We start from the raw sequence: 19,203 nt of genomic DNA on the forward strand, positions 1-19,203 counted from the left end.
GGGTATCGACCGCTACAGTCGCTCAAACCCACCGTCACCGACCCAGTTTTCCAGCCGCTGATACACCACTTCAACCGCCGCCTTCACTTTCTCCGTCATTGGATAATAAAAGCCGACAATGTCCGGCTGAATACCGACAAAAATGACCTCGCCGATATCCTCTTCAAGCTGCTCAATCAGGTAGTTAAGCGGCATATTGTGCGTGGTCATCAGGAACATTTCGGCAATGTCGTCCGGGTCGACTATGCGGATATCCCCCGGTTCGAGCCCCATATCGGTTGCATCAATAATCAACAATCGCTCTGGCTTGAGTTCACGAATTGCGGCCACTTCTCTTTCTGGCGCGCTGCCACCGTCAAACACTTGCCAGTCGCCTTTCGGCTGTGCGGCACACATTTCAGCCAGTAACGGGCCGGCACCGTCGTCGCCCATCATGCTATTGCCGACACAAAGTAAAACGTTGGTCACCCTTTTCTCCCCCTAAAATGGCCTGAATGCGCAAACTACCCATCGATATCAACGAATGATCCTTAAGGGGTATCTTATATTGCACGCAGCCCGCAAATACTGATCTCAAATAGGGTTGCTGAACCCTTGCGACAATCAGCAATTCCTCTCAACCAGGCTAATGTGATGAATGATGTAAAGAAGTTAGGTGGCAAGAAAATAAGAACCATTCCCATTACAAGCAGTGAATGGAATAATCATTTGATCGCCATGATTAATTCCGGCATCGACCCGGAACTGCTGGAATTCTTTCATCAATTAAAAGATGAGCGCGACGAATATCGCATTCTGGTGGACATCACTAACTCGGTGCTGGCCCATCTCGACCGCGAAGGTCTGGTCAGCGCGATATCCCAGGACATCCATCGCTTCTTTGCCATTCCCTCTGTGGCGATAGCCTTCTTTGACGGCGAACAGGCCAGCACTTTCCCGGTGACGGCCTGCGGCTGGTATGACGATAACCAACATTATTGCCAGCAAAAGACCTATCCGCTCACGGCTGGCAAAATCAAAAGCGTGCTGGAAAATGGTCAGCCGCAAGCGGTCGCATTAGCGGAGGATGTGAACGATCCGTTATTGAAAGATTTATTTTCTGCCGGAATGCGGGCGGTGTTGCTGCTGCCACTGACCTTTAATGCTCACTCGCCAGGCATATTCATTCTTGCACATACCGATGCCGGTGCTTTTACGCCCGCGGTGTGCTCACTGTTGGGCCAAATAGCCTCGCGCATCAGTATTGCCGTGGATAACGCCAATGCGTGGAATGAAATCACACGCCTGAAAGATTCGTTAAAACAAGAAAATATCTGGCTGAATGAGCAACTGCAAAATGCGGAAAGCCTGAACGACATTATCTATCAGAGCGCGGCGATGAAAAATTTACTTCGCCAGGTGGAAATGGTCGCCATGAGCGACAGTACCGTGCTGCTGCTCGGTGAAACAGGCACTGGTAAGGAGCTTATCGCGCGAGCCATTCATAAACTCAGCCAGCGTTCAGCCAAACCGTTAATGAAGATGAACTGCGCTGCCATCCCAGCGAGCCTGCTGGAAAGCGATCTCTTTGGTCATGAAAAAGGCGCGTTTACCGGGGCCACCAGCACGCACATCGGGCGTTTTGAAATGGCCGATAACGGTTCGCTGTTCCTCGATGAAATTGGCGATATGCCGCTGGAGCTTCAGCCAAAATTATTGCGCGTACTGCAAGAACGGGAAGTCGAGCGCCTTGGCGGCAGCCTGGTGATTCCGGTCAACGTCAGGATGATCGCCGCCACCAACCGTGATCTGCATCAGATGGTGCAGGATCGTGAATTTCGCAGCGATCTCTTCTATCGCCTGAATGTCTTCCCGATTGTGATCCCGCCGCTGCGTGAACGCCCGGAGGACATTCCGCTGCTGGCAACCTGGTTCACCCAAAAGCTCGCCGCGCGAATGAATAAAACCATCGACACTATTCCCGCCGCGGCGTTAAAAGCGCTGTGCAACTATCCGTGGCCGGGCAATGTTCGTGAGCTGCAAAACGTGATTGAGCGTGCGGTGATCCTGACACAAGGGAATACGTTAAATCTTCAGCTAAGCGATCTGAAAATCCCCGCCTCGCCAGCCAGCGCGCCCCGTGCTCAGCCTGCGCCGATCAAGCTGCCGCCGATGTTTAGCCCGCAGGTGCCGGAAAATGACGAGAGTGAAAAAGAAAGGATTTTACAGGCGCTGCGGGAAACCAACGGCATCGTAGCCGGGCCGAAAGGGGCGGCGAAAAAACTGGGATTAAAAAGAACGACGCTGCTGTCAAGAATGCAGCGTCTGGGGATCAGCACGCGGGATTTGTAACCGCCGCCCGGCGGCGCTTCGCCTGCTCGGGCCTACAAATTCATCATCACACTTTGATTTTGTAGGCCTGATAAGCAAAGCGCCATCAGGCGCTCTGCCTTTTCACTATCAGATAGATAGCTGGCTCGCGCTCAATTTCCGCCAGCAGCTCAATCAGCCGCAGACTCCAGCCTTTATAGGGTTCATCCCCTGTTTTACTGAGTGCCGAAACTGCATTTGCCAGCAGCGACGTATGGGTGGAATCAATAGTGATTTCACCAAAAGTCAGCAGGCCGCGCAGCTTACGCCGCCCTTCGCCTTCAGGCAGGCATTTCAGCCATTCGGTATACCCGTCCAGCGGGCATTCCAGTTCCGTTTTCAGGCAGTCGATCATCCCGACGTGATGACCAATCGCCAGCGAGTAATACATCACCTGCTGGCTTTCGGCGGGCATATCGTCATCGCTGTCGACGAACTTCTGCCGCAGCGACCAGAACGTCACTTTTCCTTTGTCGCTCACGCCGTGACCTCCCCGGCGACCACCGCCATCAGGTTATGGATAATTTCGCCCAGGCGCGGATCGTTCTCTTTGCGAAGCCAGGCTTCAACCTCCTGCGCCGCTTGTTTCGGCTGCTTATGCTGAATCAGCGTCAGGAACCGCTGGCAGATATCTCCGCCCTGACGATAACCCGCCATTCTGCGAGCTTCCCTTTCCACCGCCACGCGCAGCGCCAGCGGCACATCAGGTAGGATCAACGCTGGTTTTTCTTTTGCGCCCTGAACGTGATCCACGCCTTTGAGTTTTTGATCCAGCAAGCCCAACGCCACGGCAAAACCATGAATGGTCGCGGCGGGCGTTGGTGGGCAACCTGGGATCCACACGTCAATGGGCACAATGGTGTCACTGCCGCCCCACACGCAGTAAAGATCGTGGAAGATACCGCCGCCCACGCCACAAGCCCCGTAGGAAATGCAGATTTTCGGATCGGGCGCAGACTCATAGGCACGCAACGCAGGGACACGCATCGCGCGAGTGACCGCACCGGTAAACAGCAAAATATCTGCGTGACGAGGGGAAGCCACCACTTTGATGCCGAAGCGCTCCGCATCGAAAACCGGCGTAATGGCGGAGAAAATCTCAATCTCACAGCCGTTACACCCGCCGCAGTCCACGCGATACACGTAGGCTGAACGTTTGATGTCTTTGAGTAGCATTTGCTTCATGCGGGCCGCATCGTCCGCCAGAGTGACGGGCTGGCTGACGTGATGATTAAACTCGCTCATCGGCTTTCTCCACGACGTTAAAACTGAGCCCTTGTTGATCGTGACGACCCACGGTTTGCTTGCGTTTGCACGCCGGGCAGGTGGTGAACTGAGATTTCATGCTTTCCAGCGCTTCGTCGCTGACGCCCGACTGGCGCAGCAATTCCACGGCATAGTGCGCGGATTTTTCCGGCGTAAAGGGCTGCTGGCAGACTTCGCAGTGCTGCAGACGAAACACCGCTTTCACATACAAATCCGCTTTGTTGGTGACCGCCAGCTCGAAGTCGTTGGTCAAACGAATCGCTTTGGTTGGGCACACTTCTTCGCAGCGCCCGCAGAAAATGCAGCGGCCGATAAACAGCTGCCAGAGGCGCTCGTTATTTTCAGGATGCGTTTCCATGGTCAGCGCATTCGCCGGGCAAGCCATAGTGCAGGCGGCGCAGGCAATACACTGCTCCGGGTTCAGCTCTGGTCTGCCACGAAAATCCGGGCTGATCTCCAGTGGCGCAAACGGGTATTTGACCGTCGGCTCGCCCGCTTTAAGGATGGTTTTAAACAGTTTCAGCATTGTTCAGTCCTTACTTGAGCGGCGAGTGCTTGCGCTCAATGCTATAACGTTCAATCTCTTTGTACGGCACCGTGGTGGACTTGCGTTTGCGCACATCCACCAGCGTTACGCGGTCGGTGCAGGAGTAGCAAGGATCAAGACTGCCGATGATGAGTGGCGCATCAGACACCGTGTTGCCGCGCAGCATATAGCGCAGCACCGGCCAGTTGGCGTAAGTCGCCGCACGGCAGCGCCAGCGGAACAGCTTCTGGTTGTCGCCAAGCATGCTCCAGTGAACGTCTTCCCCACGCGGTGCCTCCACGTAGCCCAGCGCAAATTTATGCGGCTGATAGGTGAAGCCTTCCGTCAGCAGTGGGCCGTTGCCCATGGTGTCCAGCGCATACTCAATCATCGCCAGCGAATCAAACGTCTCTTTGACGCGCACCATCACGCGCGAGAACACATCGCCGCCGTCATAGGCAAACAGCGTTTTTGGCAGATTGCCGTAGTCGGAATACGGGTGATCGAATCGCATGTCGCGTTTGAACCCGCTGCCGCGGATCAGTGGCCCAACCGGGCTGTAATCACGCGCTACTTGTCTGTCGAGGATGCCGACGCCCTGCGTACGCTCGCCAATGTTTGGCGTAGAGAGCAGCATATCGACCAGTTGAGTCACTTCGGCACGCATCTCACGAACCAGCTGGATAGTCTTGATGCGCTGCTCTTTGAGGATGTCGCGACGAATGCCGCCAATCAGGTTCAGGCCGTAGGTTTTGCGCGAGCCGGTCAGCATTTCCGCCATCATCATCGATTTTTCACGCACGCGGAAAAACTGCATGAAGCCCGTGTCGAAGCCGACAAAGTGGCTCGAAAGCCCGATGTTCAGCAGATGGCTGTGCAGGCGTTCGACTTCCAGCAAGATGGAACGAATGGTGTGCGCACGCTGCGGCACCACAATCCCCAGCGCATTTTCGACTGATGTGGTGTACGCCACGCTGTGTGCAAACCCGCAGATGCCGCACACTCGGTCAGAAAGGAAAGTCACTTCGTTATAGCCCATGCGGGTTTCAGCGAGTTTTTCCATACCGCGGTGAACGTAGAACAGACGGTAATCCGCATCGACAATCGTCTCGCCGTCGACAAACAGACGGAAGTGGCCCGGTTCGTCCGAAGTGATGTGCATTGGGCCAATCGGCACCACGCGAGCTTTTTTGTCACCGTCGTTGATAAACGAATAGGTTTCTGTTTCCGTCGTCGGAGCCGGGCGCTGGCGATAATCCATTGCGTCTTTGCGCAGCGGATACATATCATCCGGCCAGTCATCCGGTAGCACCAGACGACGCTCATCCGGCAGGCCAATTGGCTTCAGGCCATACATGTCGCGAATTTCGCGCTCGCCCCAGACAGCAGCCGGTACGCGAGGCGTGACGGAAGGAAATTCGAGCGAATGATCGACTAACGCTTTCACCACCACCCAGCACTTCTCTCCCTCTTCCATCGACAGCGCGTAATACACCGCAAAATGTCCGTTCAGCGTACGTTCATCGTTGCCGAACAGCACCGGCAACCAGCCGCCGCAGCCGTAATAGAGAAATTCAACAATCTCTGGCAGCAGGTTAATTTTGACAGTAATGGTTACCTGATCGCCGGTCTGACGCTCTTCATCCAGAATCGCGCCAGGGAATTTTTCCCTCACTGCGGCCAGATACCCCAACCCACGTACATCGCCCTGCGCGAGACCGTTCATATATTGTTGATAACTCACTTCATTTCTCCAGCGCACTCGCGGGTGCTATTACAATGGGAAGTGACCGCGGCAGACGTTCCTGCCCACGGCCACTGAAAACCTTGCTGCGGGGATGTTTTCATCACAATCGACGCGGCGTTTTCCAGCAGGCGGCTCACCGGCTGCGGAATGTGAGTGCCCATCACCAACATAAGCACCAGCAGAATCGCCATCGGCAGCGTGGTCAGCAGACCCAGTTCGCCTTTGCTGGTGGCTTCTGGCGCGGTACCAAACAACAGGCAAGCCACCATTCGTACCAACCCGCCGAGCACCACCGTCAGCAACAGCAGCAGGCCGATAGTCAGCCAGATATGTCCCGCAGCCAGGCCCGCGGTGACGGTCATAAACTCACTGAGGAAAACGTTGAACGGTGGCATACCGCCAAGGGCGAGCGCACCGCCAGCCAACAGCACGGCGCTAAAAGGCATCAGCTTCAGCATGCCGCGCACCACGCCTAAATCACGGGTGCCGTACTTCAGCAGCACGTTACCGGAACCACAAAACAACAGCGTTTTCGCCAGGCTGTGGTTGAGGGTGTGCAGCAATGCTGCCAGCACGCCCAGTGGCCCACCAATGCCCAGCGCCACGGCGATAAGCCCCATGTTCTCGACGCTGGAATAAGCCAGCAGGCGTTTCACATCCTGTTGCACCAGAATGAAGAACGCGGCCACCGCCACCGACAGCAGGCCAAAAATCATCAGCAGCATGTTCGGGAACGGGGTGCCAATTGCGCTGGTGATAATGATGTGGAAACGAATGATGACCAGCAGCGCGCAGTTGAGCAGCACCGCGGAAAGCAGCGCACTCGTTGGGCTTGGCGCTTCACTGTGCGCATCAGGCAGCCAGGCGTGCATCGGGAACAGCCCGGTTTTGGTGCCAAAGCCAATCAGCACGAAAACAAAGGCGAGGTGCATTAAGGTCGGATCAAGCTGGCTCGCGTGTTTGAGCACTTCACTCCAGAAAATAGCGTTGTGCGCATCCGGCATAAAACTGGCTGCGTTGGCGTACACCAGAATGGTGCCAAACAGGCCAAACGCCACGCCCACCGTACAAATGATGATGTACTTCCAGGCTGCTTCAAGCGAAGAACGCTGGCCGTAAATGCCCACCAAAAATGCCGAACTGAGCGTGGTGGCTTCGATTGCCGCCCACATCACAATCAGGTTGTTGCTGGTGACGACCAGCATCATGGTGAACAGGAACAGGTGGAAGAAGCCGTAGTAGTTACACAGCGTGGCGACGGAAATTTCCCCCTCGTCCACTTCGTGGCGCATATAGCCAATCGAATAAAGGCCAGTCAGGCAGCCAATAATCCCCAGAAGCGCAAGGAACAGCGCGCTCAGGCTATCAACGTGCAGCCACAGGTTGTCCGAGAACATCTCGCCTTGCTGATAAACCACGCTGACGGCATAAAGCGTTACGCCCAACAGCGCGGCAATGCCTACAGCGTGCAGAAATGTTACCGCCGCACGCGAGCCAGAACCCAACAATTGACAGGCAAACGCCAGCAGCGAAAACAGCAGCGGCGTCAGCAGTAACAGGGTGAAAATAGCAGTATGACTCATTGTGTTATCCCTTCAGCGCCGTCAGTTGATCCACATCGAGCGTGCCGAGCGTGCGCCAGATTTTTCTCACCAGCAGCACCATGACAATCACCGCGAAAATCGCGTCGGTGGCGATGCCAATCTCCACCAGCTCCGGCGCTTTATGCGCCAGCAGCGCCAGCACCAGGTGCGAGCCGTTCTCCATCAGGCAGTAGCCAAACACCTGTTTGAGAATGTTGCGCTGGGTGACGATGCACAGCAGGCCAAGCAGGAAATGGCCCAGCGCCACCGACAGCGCAGGTTTTAAATCCTGCAACAGCGGCAACTGCACCGGGCGCACCACATACCAGCACAGCACCACAATCACCGCGGCGGCGATCGTCAGCACCGTCGGGCTAATAAGGCTGACATCCGCTTTCGGGTCTGCCAGTTTGCGTAGCGCAAAGCCCATGATCAGCGGCACCAGAATCACTTTGGTGAGCAACGCGCTGAAAGACCACATCAGCAGTTGTTCAGAATCGAGCGTCCGGGAGAGCGTGAAGAAAATCAGCACCAACACCAGCGACTGCAGGGCATAGAACCAGCAGGAGCTGCGTGGGTGTTTCGCCCCAATCACCAGCAGTGATGTCACCATCATCAGCCCGGCGAGGTTATTAACGAGTAAGGCTCCGGTCATCATCGACTCCCTTAATTAAGCCAGTACGCAGCCATGACGCTGGAAAGCAGCGACATCACTACCAGAACGACCAACACAGCGCGCATCGCCAGCGGCAGCGGTGACATCTGCGCCACTTCCGGGCTCGACTCCCCAGGCACCACACGCCCGAACCAGTAAATCAGCCAGGCGAAGCTCGCCACGGATTCCACCAGCGCCAGCACCATGACGGGCAGCAGTTGCCAGTGTTCTGACGAGAGCGTGAACCCGGCGGCAAAGACAGGGAATTTGCTGAAGAAGCCGTTGAACGGTGGCACCCCGGCGATCGCCAGGGCGGCGACGCAGAAACCAATCCCCAGCAGTGGGGATTTGCTCATCACGCCGCGCAGTTTTGGCAGCAGACGAGTCCCGCAGCTGTAGCTGAATGCCCCGGCAACGAGGAAGAACAGGCTTTTGGCAAACGCGTGGTTGAAGATGTAGGCAATGCCGCCGTCCAGCGCCTGTTTTGACCCCAACGCCGCCATCGATAACGCGAGGAACATCCACGCCAGTTGAGTGATGGTCGACCAGGCCAGCAGGCGTTTCATGTCCTTCTGCGGCAGGTACATCATGAAGCCGTAAATCATGGTGATCGTCGCCATCACAATGCCGACCCAACCGATGGCGTGCGGCACGTTGCCGCCTTCCAGAATGGCGCGGGCAAAGATGTAAACACCTACCTTGACCATTGACGCGGCGTGTAAGTAAGCACTAACTGGGGTTGGCGCTTCCATCGCATCCGGCAGCCAGGCTTGCATCGGCAATTGGGCTGATTTGCCCCACGCCGCAAACAGGATCCCGCCGTAAACCACGTAGCTGGCGGTGCCGTGCAGCTGGCTTAATGCGCTAAGCGCAAATGTGCCAGTGTTGAGGAATAAGGTGGCTGCTGCGAGGTAAAGCCCAAGGGAGGCCACGTGGGTTATCAGCAACGCTTTCATCGCTGAACGCTGAGATTTTGGCGTCTGGTAATAGCCAATCAGCGCCCACGAACAGCCACCGGTAATTTCGAAGAACAGCAGTTGCCCCAGCAGGGTGGAAGAAAGGACCAGCCCCGCCATCGCACCGATGAAGATAAGCAGAAAAGCGTAATAGCGATTGCCGCCATCATGCGGATGCTCGCGGTTGCCTCTGGTCAGGTAGCCCATGGAATAAAGGCTCACCAATAACCCGAGGAACACTACCGCAAACGCAATCAGCGTGCTGATTCGGTCGACCGTAAAGCCAAACAGCGCCACGCCGTGCACGCTGATGAGCGTATAAGTCACATCAACTTTACCGCCCGCAAGAAACTGCCACCCCAGGATCACCGTGCCAAGTGTTGCCAGCAAGGCAAACAAGGTGCAGATTTTTTTCGCCAGCCGCTGCGGCGCACAGGCCGTCAGCAGCGCACCGACAAACGGCACCAGCAGAGTCGTCAGAGCTATGTTTTCCATCATTTAACGGCGCTCCTTACAGACCGGTAAAATAGAAGACGAAGGCCAGCGCGGACACGCCGAAGCCAAGCCAGGTCACGCGGTGCGTCAGCAGGAAACGGCCTCGCGCCAGCGAGTTTTCCACAAGCGATGCCAGCACAAACACCACCAGCAGCTTGACGACCATCACCCCAAGCGCCAGCAGCAACGCCGATGCCGTCAGGCTTGCGGCTTTGCCGAACGGAATAAACACCGCGAGGAACAGTTCGGCGACCACCACCTGCTTGAGGCCAATCCCCCATTTCACCAGCGCGAAGTCAGACCCTGAATATTCGGTAAGCGGCCCTTCCTGTAGCTCCTGCTCGGCTTCGGCGACATCAAACGGGATTTTGCCCATTTCGATAAACGAGGCGAAACCGCAGGCCAGAAATGCCATGAAAATCGCCAGCGGCGAAGACCAGCCGTCTGCCAGCGTGGCGCTGATGGTGCCGATGTTGGTGGAGCCGACAATCAGCGCCACCACAATCAGGCCGAGGATCAGAATCGGTTCGACCAGAATGCCCAGCGTCAGCTCGCGGCTGGCGCCAATTCCGGCAAATGGCGAACTGCTGTCCAGCCCGGAGAGCGAGAAGAAGAAACGAAACAGCGCGAACAGGTACAACAGAGTGATTAAATCGCCTGCCCCGCCGAACGGTGACGTTTGGGTGAACACGGGCAGAGCCATTGCCACCAGCAGCATGCTGCTGAGCAGCACCCACGGCATCACGCGGAACATCGCTCCGGATTGATCGGGCCCGACGGGCTGGCGTTTGAACAGTTTGCCGAGATCCCGATAATCCTGAAGAATGCCCGGCCCACGGCGTGAGTGCATACGGGCGCGGATCTGGCGGGAAATTCCGGTCATTAACGGCGTCAGCGCCAGCAGAATGGCGGCCTGACAAACCGCAAACAGCCCCATGCCCCACTCTGGCGTTTGTTGGATTAACATTTCACTCTCCTCACAAGGCCACGGTCAGTAGCAGCACCACCAGCGCCACCACCACGTACAGGCAATACAGGCGGAAATCGCCGCTCTGCATCCGTTGAACGACCGCACCCACGCGCTGAACGGCACGCACCACAGGCCAGATAATTCGCTCATCCCAGAACGGTTCGACGGCTGCCGCGCCGTCTGTCGCTTTGGTCAGACCGCGGCCAAGTGCGGCCGAAGGATCGAGCTGTTTACGCATCCTGTAGAGCGGCGCGAACATCACGCGCAAAGGCTGGGTGAAACTGCCCGCCGAAGCCGACATGGATTCTTCCCACGCATAACCACAAGCCCATGGCTCACCGCGACGACGGAAAGCACCGCGCTCGCCACGCAGCACCCACCACACCGCCAGCGGCAGCACAGGCAGAGCAATCAGCAACAGGAAGGAAATCGCAGGAGAAAGCATGGCCTGAGCGCTGTTACCCGGCTGTAAGACAGCGTTGCCGGCAACAATCACATCTGAAGCGTGCGTTAAGGAAGTGGCGACTTTCGTCAGGATCGGTGCGGCGACAGAGGCCCCCACGCCCAGCGCGACACAGAGCAGCGCCATCACAATCATCGCCGCTGTCATCGGCCACGGCACTTCGCGTGCGTGCTCAGCCTGTTCGCTGCGAGCGCCGCCGCAGAAGCTAATGCCGTACACTTTCACGAAACACATCGCCGCCAGCGCACCGGTGATCGCCAGCATCACAATGGCAATCGGCCCCGCCAGACGCATCGCGAAATCACCGTCGTGGCTCATGGTGAACAGCGACTGATAGGTGAACCATTCACTGACAAAGCCGTTTAACGGCGGTAAGGCAGAAATGGACATACAACCAATCAGGAACGCGGTGCCGGTCAGCGGCATCAGCTTCGCCAGGCCGCCCATTTTTTCCATATCACGGGTATGAACACGGAAAATCACCGCGCCTGCGCCAAGGAACAGCAGCCCTTTAAACAAGGCGTGGTTGAGCAAATGGAACAGTGCGCCGAGCAGACCAATGGTCGCCAGCACAGGATGATGAGTGGCAATGCCGACCATGCCGACACCAACGCCCATCAGGATGATGCCGATGTTCTCGACGGTATGCCACGCCAGCAAGCGTTTGATGTCGTGTTCTGCCAGCGCATACAACACGCCCAGTACGGAAGAGACTGCGCCAAAGGCCAGCACCACAATCCCCCACCAGCTTTCAGTGGCACCAAGGAGATTGACCCCGACTTTGAGAATGCCGAAAATCCCGATTTTCACCATCACGCCCGACATCAATGCCGAAGCGTGGGAAGGTGCCGCCGGGTGCGCACGGGGTAACCAGCTATGTAATGGCAGCATCCCCGCTTTCGCGCCGAAGCCCAGAAACGCGAGGATAAAGACCCACGACGCCACAGCAGGCGACAGGTGTAACTGACGGAAGGATTCAAATTCCAGGCTGCCACTTTCCCGCCACATCAGGAAAAACGCCACCATGATCAGCACCGATCCGGCGTGGGCAATGAAGAAGTAAAGCAAGCCCGCTTTGATCGACTCTTCGCTCTGGTCGGCGATCACCAGGAACCAGGACGCCAGCGACATCATCTCGAACAGAATGATGAACCAGAAGCCGTTATCCATCACCACCAGGCCAACCATCGAGGCGATAAACAGGTTCATAAAGAACCCCATCGAGGCCGCGCCTTTGCCCAAGTACTCCTGCATATAAGAGAGCGAGTAGAGCGCGCACAGGGTCACCAGCAGCGAGATAACCATCACCATAAACGCGGCGAGACTGTCCATTCGCACGCTGAAGGCCGCGAAAGGGAAAGGCCCGGCGGCAAGCCAGGTGTGCACTTCCCCGCTCAGCAGAACAGGCACCGCGCTGCACAACCCCAGCAGGCCGCCCGCAATAGCGCTGATACCGGCGAGTTTGATTGCCAGCGCTTCATTTTTTTGCAGCAGCAAAGAGAGCACGCTCCCAAGGACGTACAGCCCCACCGACCACAACAGTAATTGCAGTGAGTCCATTAGCGTTGCTCCCCGGCGTGGTTGGTCAGCGTATCTGGCATCAACAGAGCCGTTTGCGCCCGACGCTGTTTCATCTGCTCCGCAACGGCATCAGGTTCAACCAGATGCAGCGCATGTGTCGGGCACGAACGCACACAGGCCGGGCCTTCCGGCAGGAAGTGGCACATATCGCATTTCACCGCGATGGTGCGCACACCCGCATTCCAGCTCAGGAAAGGATTCATACTGTCGTTGCTAACCGGCACATCACTCAGCAATGAGGCTGGCACGAAGTGCTCAAACTGAGTCGGTACGTCCAGCGGTGTGCTGCCCGCGGGCGTTATCGCGCCGAACGGGCAAACCAGGCCACACAGTTTGCAGCCAATGCACAGGCTTTCGTTGATCTGCACGCAGTCCCCTTGCAGGGCGATGGCGTTGACCGGACAAACGCGTTTGCAGGGCGCATCTTCACAATGACGACACAGCACCGGGGCCGTGTGGTCATCAGTTCGCGCCATCGTTAGCCTCGGATGTTGCTGAAGTCCCACAGATTTATGGACATCAGAGCAAGCTGCCAGGCAGGTATTGCACCCGATGCACCACTGAGGGTCCGCAATCACAAAGCGGTTCATGGTGATTCCTCGTGAACGGAAGAAAAGGATTTGCGCTGGTCTAGCAAATTGCATGCCACATAAAAATCACCATAAAAACCAATGAAATAACGGCATTCAACACGCAACGACGACTGTCATCGACAGCATGACGACGTTTGTGTCGATGGTGTTTGACGGCATCCATTCGCCGCCGTCACTTGTGGCGAACTCACGTCAGAAATGTCATTCACGAGGTGTCGACTCGCACTTAAATACTAAAAATCAAAGAGATAAAAAGTGGCCTGCATCTTGCTTTGACGCGAGGAAGCATTCAGTCCGGAGTCGTTATGCACGAGATAACCCTCTGCCAGCGGGCAGTAGAAATCATTGAACAACAGGCGCAGGCCAATGGCGCTCGCCGGGTCAGCGCCGTGTGGTTGAAAGTGGGGGCGTTTTCCTGCGTTGAGCCTTCGGCGCTGAATTTCTGTTTTGAACTGGTGTGCCGCGGCACGCTGGCGGAAGGCTGTGAACTGCACTTAGAAGAACAGACCGCCGAGTGCTGGTGCCCAGAGTGTCAGGCCTATGTGCAACTGGTGTCGCAACACGTTCGTCGCTGCCCGCAGTGCAACAGCGACAAGCTGCAAATCGTCGCGGATGACGGCCTGCAAATTCAGCGCATCGAAGTGATAGAGGAATAAGACATGTGTACAACCTGTGGTTGCGCGGACGGCAACCGTTATATCGAAGGGGACGAACATAATCCCCATTCTGCGTTTCGCAGTGCCCCTTTCGCCCCGGCGTCACGCCCGGCAATGACGATAACGGGACTCAAACAAGACTTTAGCCCACAGCAATCCACCGACGGTGACTTGCATTACGGTCACGGCGAAGCAGGCACGCACGCGCCCGGCATGAGCCAGCGCAAAATGCTGGAAGTGGAAATCGACGTGCTGGATAAAAATAACCAGCTTGCCGCACGTAACCGGGCCCGTTTCGCGGCCAGCAAGTTACTGGTGTTGAATCTGGTTTCCAGCCCGGGTTCCGGTAAAACGACGCTGCTGACCGAAACGCTGCAAAGGCTGAAAGAAAAAGTCCCCTGTGCGGTTATCGAAGGCGATCAGCAAACCGTTAACGATGCCGAACGCATTCGCGCCACAGGCACCCCCGCGATTCAGGTGAATACCGGCAAAGGCTGCCATCTGGATGCGCAGATGATTGCGGATGCCGCGCCGCGCCTGCCGTTGAAAGAGAACGGCATTCTGTTTATCGAAAACGTGGGCAATCTGGTGTGCCCTGCGAGTTTCGACCTGGGCGAGCGCCACAAAGTCGCGGTGCTTTCGGTCACTGAAGGTGAAGACAAACCGCTGAAATACCCACAAATGTTTGCCGCCGCTTCCCTGCTATTGCTGAACAAAATCGACCTGCTGCCCTACCTGAATTTTGATGTAGAAAAATGCCTGGCCTACGCGCGGCAGGTGAATCCTGATATTGAAGCCATCCTGATTTCAGCCACCAGCGGTGAAGGCATGGACCAGTGGCTGACCTGGCTGGAGACACAGCGATGTGCATAGGCGTTCCGGGGCAAATCTGCGCCATTAATGGCAATCAGGCCAAAGTAGATGTCTGCGGCGTGCAGCGAGATGTCGACCTGACGCTGGTCGGCGCACAGGACGAGCAAGGTCAGCCGCGCATGGGCCAGTGGGTGCTGGTGCACGTCGGTTTTGCCATGAGCGTGATTGATGAGCACGAAGCCCGTGACACCCTCGCGGCGCTCCAGAACATGTTCGAAGTTGAACCTGACGTTGGGGCTTTGATGTGGGGTGAGGAGCGATAATGCGTTTCGTCGATGAATACCGCGCGCCAGAACAGGTGATGCAGCTTATTGAGCACCTGAAAAAGCGAGCACCGCTGCTGCCCTGGTCCGCAGAACACCCACTGCGCATCATGGAAGTGTGCGGCGGGCACACTCACGCCATTTTCCGCTTCGGCCTCGACCAACTGTTGCCCGACAACATCGAGTTTATTCATGGGCCAGGCTGCCCGGTCTGCGTTCTGCCGATGGGCCGCATTGATACCTGCATTGATATCGCTACGCTGCCGGAAGTTATCTTCTGCACCTTTGGCGATGCGATGCGCGTGCCGGGTAAAAACGGTTCGCTGATGCAGGCCAAAGCGCGTGGCGCAGATATCCGCATCGTTTATTCCCCGATAGATGCCCTGAGGATTGCGAAGGAAAACCCGCAGCGCAAAGTGGTGTTCTTCGGCCTCGGGTTTGAAACCACGATGCCCGCCACCGCCATCACGTTGCAACAGGCTCGCGCGCAGCATCTTGAGAATTTTTTCTTTTTCTGCCAGCACATCACGCTCATCCCCACGCTCCGCAGTTTGCTTGAGCAACCCGATAACAGCATCGACGCCTTCCTCGCCCCAGGCCATGTCAGCATGGTGATTGGCACCGAAAGCTATAACTTTATCGCCGCTGATTTTCAGCGCCCGCTGGTGGTTGCCGGGTTTGAGCCACTGGATCTTCTGCAAGGCGTTTGCATGCTGGTCGAGCAGAAAATTGCCGGGCATTCGCAGGTTGAAAATCAGTATCGCCGCGTGGTTCCCGATGCTGGCAACGCGCTGGCGCAAAAAGCCATCGCGGAGGTTTTTGCGGTGAAAGGCGACAGCGAATGGCGCGGCCTTGGCGTGATCGCTGAATCCGGAGTGCAGTTAACAGCAGACTATCAACGCTTTGATGCCGAAGCGCATTTCCAGCCACCGCAGCGTGAAGTCAGCGACGATCCCCTGGCCCGTTGCGGCGAAGTACTAACCGGGCGTTGCAAACCGCATCAATGTCCGCTGTTTGGCAAAACCTGTAATCCACAAAGCGCCTTTGGCGCGCTGATGGTGTCTTCAGAAGGCGCGTGCGCGGCCTGGTATCAGTATCGCAGTCAGGAAGGTCAACAATGAAAACCGTACAACTCGCTCACGGCAGCGGCGGCCAGGCCATGCAGCAGTTAATCAACACGCTGTTTATGCAGGCATTTTCCAATCCCTGGCTGGCTGAACAGGAAGATCAGGCGCGTATCAGCCTGTCAACGCTCACCGCCAGCGGCGACCGCCTGGCTTTCTCGACCGACAGCTATGTTATCGACCCGCTGTTTTTCCCGGGCGGTGATATCGGCAAGCTGGCCATTTGCGGCACGGCCAATGATGTTGCCGTCAGTGGTGCCATTCCCCGCTATCTTTCCTGCGGCTTTATCCTGGAAGAAGGTCTGGAAATGGCTGTGCTGGAACAGGTTGTGATGAGCATGGCTCAGACGGCAAAAGCGGCGGATATCTCGATAGTCACCGGCGACACCAAAGTGGTGCCGAGAGGCGCGGCAGACAAGCTGTTTATCAACACCGCGGGCATTGGCGCAATTCCGCAAAACATTCACTGGGGCGCTTCGCAATTAACTCCAGGGGATGTGTTGCTGGTGAGCGGCACGCTCGGCGATCACGGCGCGGCCATTCTCAACCTGCGCGAAAATCTTGGGCTTGATGGCGACCTGCAAAGCGACTGCGCAGTCTTAACCCCGCTGATTCAGTCCCTGCGGGATATCCCCGGCGTAAAAGCGCTGCGTGATGCGACGCGCGGTGGCGTGAATGCTGTCGCCCATGAGTTTGCGGCGGCTTGCGGCTGCGGTGTCTTGCTCAACGAAGCTCAATTGCCAGTTAAACTCGCCGTGCGTGGCGTTTGCGAGCTGCTGGGGCTGGATGCACTAAATTTCGCCAATGAAGGCAAACTGGTGATTGGCGTAGCCGCTGAAGCCGCCGAGCGTGTGCTTAGCCAGTTGCGAGCGCATCCTCTTGGTCGCGATGCCGCCATCATTGGTGAAGTGACAGAGCAAAGAGGCGTCCATCTGCAAGGGCTTTACGGCGTGAAGCGCACGCTCGATTTACCGCATGCCGAACCGCTGCCGCGGATTTGCTAAGCACTGACTCCGCGCCAGGACAGAATCATGCCAACGACACCGATAAGCGATCTTAGCCAGCAGGGCTTGTTTGAGCTGACCCGTACTTTGCTGCAACAGACAGATTTAACCGCTGTCAGTGAGACAATCACGCATCTGGTAAGGCAAGCAGGGCTTGCCGACCGGGTCGCCTTACTGTTTTGGCAGCAAAGCTACCAAACGCTGAATGTCCACAGCAGCACGCTCGCTAATGGCGATAAACTTCCGCTGGAACAGGGGCCGATGCGGCGTCTGCTTTCCCGGCCAGATACGCTGAATTGCGATTACGCCGCGTTTTGTGAAACCTGGCCCGAGCTTCGTCAGCATCCTCATTACGAGAAATTTGCTCGCTACGGATTACTGCCACTGGCGACCGAGGGCCGTATTTTTGGTGGCTTCGAGGTGCTGCGTGGTGAAAATCGCCCCTGGAGCAGTAAAGAACTTCAGCGCCTGCAAACGCTGGCTCAGTTGCTCGCCGTCGTCACGGAACAATTCCAGACGCGGCAACGTTCCAGCAGCGATTACCAGCAGTTGTGCCAGGAACGCGATAACTTCCGCATTCTGGTGGATATCACCAACGCTGTGCTCTCGCGGCTGGATATCGACGAACTGGTGAGCGAAGTCGCAAAAGAAATCCATCACTATTTCCGCATTGATGCCATCAGTGTGGTGCTGCGCGGGAATGAAGAAGGCAAGCTCAACGTCTTCACCAGCCACTATCTGGATGGTGAAACGCCGCTGCACAGCCTGAGTGAAATGGATGAGAACGGCACGCTCAGCGAGCAGGTTTTCAAAAGCAGAGAGATGCTGCTTTTGCCGAATCCCACGTTAAGCCTGCTGGCACAGGGCGATCGCAACCTGTTTGCCATGTGGGGCAACGAACTGAAAAGCCTGTGCTTGCTGCCGCTGATGTCCGGCTCGACACTGTTGGGTGTGCTGAAACTGGCGCAGTGCAGTGAAGAAGTGTTCAGCGCCAGCAACCTTCGCTTATTGCGCCAGATTGCCGGGCGTGTCGCCATCGCCGTCGATAACGCGCTGGCCTATCAGGAAATTCGCAGGCTGAAGGAACGGCTGACGGATGAAAACAAAGTCCTGACGGAACAACTGAACAGTCTCGATAACGACTTTGGCGAGATAATCGGTCGCAGCGACGCCATGCTCAAAGTGCTTAAACAAGTCGAGATGGTCGCGCAAAGCGACAGCACAGTGCTGATTCTGGGTGAAACCGGCACCGGAAAAGAGCTGATTGCGCGTGCCATTCATCATCTAAGTCACCGTCGCGAACGGCGAATGATCAAGATGAACTGCGCCGCAATGCCTTCCGGGCTGCTGGAAAGCGATCTGTTTGGCCACTCCAAAGGCGCATTTACAGGGGCCAGTGCCCCCCGAACGGGGCGCTTCGAACTGGCCGATAAGAGTTCGCTGTTTCTGGATGAAGTCGGCGATATGCCGCTGGAACTACAGCCTAAACTGCTGCGCGTGCTTCAGGAGCAGGAATTCGAACGACTCGGTAGCCATAAACTGATCCAGACGGATGTCAGACTGATCGCCGCCACCAACCGCGATCTGCGCCAGATGGTGGAAGATCGGGAGTTTCGCAGCGATCTGTACTATCGCCTGAACGTCTTTCCCATCGAGCTTCCGCCACTGCGTGACAGAGCAGAAGACATTCCCCTGCTGGCAAAGGCGTTCACCAGCAAAATTGCACAACGCCTTGGCCGTAAAATTGACAGCATTCCAGCGGAAACATTACGTGCCCTGAGCCAGATGCCGTGGCCGGGCAACGTGCGCGAACTGGAAAATGTCATTGAGCGGGCGGTGCTGTTGAGCCCAGGAAACGTGTTGCAACTTTCGCTACAGGACCCTTTTTTGACGCAAGTGGCGACAGCGATAACCCCTGTAGAACCGCCGCTCGAAGGCGAGGATGAATATCAACAAATCGTCCGTATATTGCGAGAAACCAATGGTGTGGTCGCGGGTCCGAAAGGTGCCGCACAGCGTCTCGGCTTAAAGCGCACCACGCTGCTTTCCCGTATGAAACGGTTGGGGATCGAGAAAGAGACGCTGTGATTTTGCAGCGT

18 protein-coding genes are annotated in these 19,203 nt (G+C 56.6%); 7 read left to right on the forward strand and 11 right to left on the reverse strand.

The annotated features are described in order from the left end of the window. Window positions 1-12: 12 nt before the first annotated feature. Entirely contained in the window at window positions 13-468 is a 456-nt protein-coding gene (gene hycI, locus ACI2I2_RS13155) for a hydrogenase maturation peptidase HycI (RefSeq protein WP_404658307.1), read from the reverse strand. Between the two features lie 249 nt (window positions 469-717). On the opposite strand from hycI, the gene ACI2I2_RS13160 reads away from it, so the two are divergent. Beyond that, a complete protein-coding gene (locus ACI2I2_RS13160) occupies window positions 718-2,331 on the forward strand; it encodes a sigma 54-interacting transcriptional regulator (RefSeq protein ID WP_404658400.1) in 1,614 nt (537 codons plus the stop codon). Between the two features lie 85 nt (window positions 2,332-2,416). Here ACI2I2_RS13160 and ACI2I2_RS13165 read toward each other — a convergent pair whose 3' ends face one another. The 10 genes from ACI2I2_RS13165 to ACI2I2_RS13210 are packed head-to-tail and all read right to left on the reverse strand — an operon-like array spanning window position 2,417 to window position 13,181. Further along, a complete protein-coding gene (locus ACI2I2_RS13165; protein ID WP_404658308.1) occupies window positions 2,417-2,830 on the reverse strand; it encodes a formate hydrogenlyase maturation HycH family protein in 414 nt (137 codons plus the stop codon). Further along, window positions 2,827-3,594, reverse strand: coding sequence for an NADH-quinone oxidoreductase subunit B family protein (locus tag ACI2I2_RS13170; protein WP_404658309.1), 768 nt, complete (start codon window positions 3,592-3,594; stop codon window positions 2,827-2,829). Before ACI2I2_RS13170 ends, ACI2I2_RS13165 begins: the two co-directional genes overlap by 4 nt. Then, complete coding sequence (hyfH, locus tag ACI2I2_RS13175) at window positions 3,581-4,141, reverse strand: hydrogenase 4 subunit H (RefSeq protein ID WP_404658310.1); 561 nt, start codon at window positions 4,139-4,141, stop codon at window positions 3,581-3,583. The genes ACI2I2_RS13170 and hyfH overlap by 14 nt, the downstream gene beginning before the upstream one ends. Window positions 4,142-4,151: 10 nt before the next feature. Then, window positions 4,152-5,867: an NADH-quinone oxidoreductase subunit C gene (locus ACI2I2_RS13180; RefSeq protein WP_404658401.1), complete on the reverse strand. Its 1,716-nt coding sequence runs from the start codon at window positions 5,865-5,867 to the stop codon at window positions 4,152-4,154. A 14-nt stretch (window positions 5,868-5,881) separates the two neighbouring features. Next, entirely contained in the window at window positions 5,882-7,471 is a 1,590-nt protein-coding gene (locus tag ACI2I2_RS13185) for a hydrogenase 4 subunit F (protein ID WP_404658311.1), read from the reverse strand. 4 nt (window positions 7,472-7,475) lie between these two features. Next, on the reverse strand, window positions 7,476-8,126 hold the full coding sequence (gene hyfE / locus ACI2I2_RS13190; protein ID WP_404658402.1) for a hydrogenase 4 membrane subunit: 651 nt from the start codon (window positions 8,124-8,126) through the stop codon (window positions 7,476-7,478). 11 nt (window positions 8,127-8,137) lie between these two features. Further along, the gene (locus tag ACI2I2_RS13195) at window positions 8,138-9,577 is read right to left on the reverse strand and encodes a hydrogenase 4 subunit D (protein ID WP_404658403.1); all 1,440 of its coding nucleotides are present in this window, start codon (window positions 9,575-9,577) and stop codon (window positions 8,138-8,140) included. Between the two features lie 16 nt (window positions 9,578-9,593). After that, window positions 9,594-10,544: a respiratory chain complex I subunit 1 family protein gene (locus ACI2I2_RS13200; RefSeq protein WP_404658312.1), complete on the reverse strand. Its 951-nt coding sequence runs from the start codon at window positions 10,542-10,544 to the stop codon at window positions 9,594-9,596. 10 nt (window positions 10,545-10,554) lie between these two features. Continuing rightward, window positions 10,555-12,570: a hydrogenase 4 subunit B gene (gene hyfB / locus ACI2I2_RS13205; protein ID WP_404658313.1), complete on the reverse strand. Its 2,016-nt coding sequence runs from the start codon at window positions 12,568-12,570 to the stop codon at window positions 10,555-10,557. Further along, window positions 12,570-13,181: a 4Fe-4S dicluster domain-containing protein gene (locus tag ACI2I2_RS13210; protein WP_404658314.1), complete on the reverse strand. Its 612-nt coding sequence runs from the start codon at window positions 13,179-13,181 to the stop codon at window positions 12,570-12,572. Before ACI2I2_RS13210 ends, hyfB begins: the two co-directional genes overlap by 1 nt. Before the next feature lie 308 nt (window positions 13,182-13,489). On the opposite strand from ACI2I2_RS13210, the gene hypA reads away from it, so the two are divergent. From hypA to flhA, 6 genes are read left to right on the forward strand one after another with little or no spacing between them, the layout of a single operon-like run. Next, the gene (hypA, locus tag ACI2I2_RS13215; protein ID WP_404658315.1) at window positions 13,490-13,840 is read left to right on the forward strand and encodes a hydrogenase maturation nickel metallochaperone HypA; all 351 of its coding nucleotides are present in this window, start codon (window positions 13,490-13,492) and stop codon (window positions 13,838-13,840) included. Window positions 13,841-13,843: 3 nt separating this feature from the next. Continuing rightward, the gene (gene hypB, locus ACI2I2_RS13220; RefSeq protein WP_404658316.1) at window positions 13,844-14,713 is read left to right on the forward strand and encodes a hydrogenase nickel incorporation protein HypB; all 870 of its coding nucleotides are present in this window, start codon (window positions 13,844-13,846) and stop codon (window positions 14,711-14,713) included. Further along, on the forward strand, window positions 14,704-14,976 hold the full coding sequence (locus tag ACI2I2_RS13225; RefSeq protein ID WP_330983923.1) for a HypC/HybG/HupF family hydrogenase formation chaperone: 273 nt from the start codon (window positions 14,704-14,706) through the stop codon (window positions 14,974-14,976). The genes hypB and ACI2I2_RS13225 overlap by 10 nt, the downstream gene beginning before the upstream one ends. Then, on the forward strand, window positions 14,976-16,097 hold the full coding sequence (hypD, locus tag ACI2I2_RS13230) for a hydrogenase formation protein HypD (RefSeq protein WP_404658317.1): 1,122 nt from the start codon (window positions 14,976-14,978) through the stop codon (window positions 16,095-16,097). Before ACI2I2_RS13225 ends, hypD begins: the two co-directional genes overlap by 1 nt. Beyond that, complete coding sequence (gene hypE / locus ACI2I2_RS13235; RefSeq protein WP_404658318.1) at window positions 16,094-17,104, forward strand: hydrogenase expression/formation protein HypE; 1,011 nt, start codon at window positions 16,094-16,096, stop codon at window positions 17,102-17,104. Before hypD ends, hypE begins: the two co-directional genes overlap by 4 nt. 27 nt (window positions 17,105-17,131) lie before the next feature. Further along, window positions 17,132-19,192 carry a formate hydrogenlyase transcriptional activator FlhA gene (gene flhA / locus ACI2I2_RS13240; protein ID WP_404658319.1) on the forward strand — a complete coding sequence of 687 codons (2,061 nt, stop codon included), beginning with the start codon at window positions 17,132-17,134 and terminating at the stop codon, window positions 19,190-19,192. Window positions 19,193-19,203: the final 11 nt, after the last annotated feature.

The sequence above is a fragment of the Scandinavium sp. NPDC088450 genome (genome assembly GCF_044900545.1).
Classification (GTDB): domain Bacteria; phylum Pseudomonadota; class Gammaproteobacteria; order Enterobacterales; family Enterobacteriaceae; genus Scandinavium.

Coding starts and splice junctions, on each gene's coding strand:
- flhA (WP_404658319.1), top strand. CDS start 17,132: ATGCCAACGACACCGATAAGCGATCTTAGCCAGCAGGGCTTGTTTGAG.
- ACI2I2_RS13200 (WP_404658312.1), bottom strand. CDS start 10,544: ATGTTAATCCAACAAACGCCAGAGTGGGGCATGGGGCTGTTTGCGGTT.
- ACI2I2_RS13210 (WP_404658314.1), bottom strand. CDS start 13,181: ATGAACCGCTTTGTGATTGCGGACCCTCAGTGGTGCATCGGGTGCAAT.
- ACI2I2_RS13160 (WP_404658400.1), top strand. CDS start 718: ATGATTAATTCCGGCATCGACCCGGAACTGCTGGAATTCTTTCATCAA.
- hyfH (WP_404658310.1), bottom strand. CDS start 4,141: ATGCTGAAACTGTTTAAAACCATCCTTAAAGCGGGCGAGCCGACGGTC.
- hyfE (WP_404658402.1), bottom strand. CDS start 8,126: ATGACCGGAGCCTTACTCGTTAATAACCTCGCCGGGCTGATGATGGTG.
- ACI2I2_RS13185 (WP_404658311.1), bottom strand. CDS start 7,471: ATGAGTCATACTGCTATTTTCACCCTGTTACTGCTGACGCCGCTGCTG.
- hypD (WP_404658317.1), top strand. CDS start 14,976: ATGCGTTTCGTCGATGAATACCGCGCGCCAGAACAGGTGATGCAGCTT.
- ACI2I2_RS13170 (WP_404658309.1), bottom strand. CDS start 3,594: ATGAGCGAGTTTAATCATCACGTCAGCCAGCCCGTCACTCTGGCGGAC.
- hypA (WP_404658315.1), top strand. CDS start 13,490: ATGCACGAGATAACCCTCTGCCAGCGGGCAGTAGAAATCATTGAACAA.
- hypB (WP_404658316.1), top strand. CDS start 13,844: ATGTGTACAACCTGTGGTTGCGCGGACGGCAACCGTTATATCGAAGGG.
- ACI2I2_RS13180 (WP_404658401.1), bottom strand. CDS start 5,867: ATGAACGGTCTCGCGCAGGGCGATGTACGTGGGTTGGGGTATCTGGCC.
- hyfB (WP_404658313.1), bottom strand. CDS start 12,570: ATGGACTCACTGCAATTACTGTTGTGGTCGGTGGGGCTGTACGTCCTT.
- hypE (WP_404658318.1), top strand. CDS start 16,094: ATGAAAACCGTACAACTCGCTCACGGCAGCGGCGGCCAGGCCATGCAG.
- ACI2I2_RS13195 (WP_404658403.1), bottom strand. CDS start 9,577: ATGGAAAACATAGCTCTGACGACTCTGCTGGTGCCGTTTGTCGGTGCG.
- ACI2I2_RS13225 (WP_330983923.1), top strand. CDS start 14,704: ATGTGCATAGGCGTTCCGGGGCAAATCTGCGCCATTAATGGCAATCAG.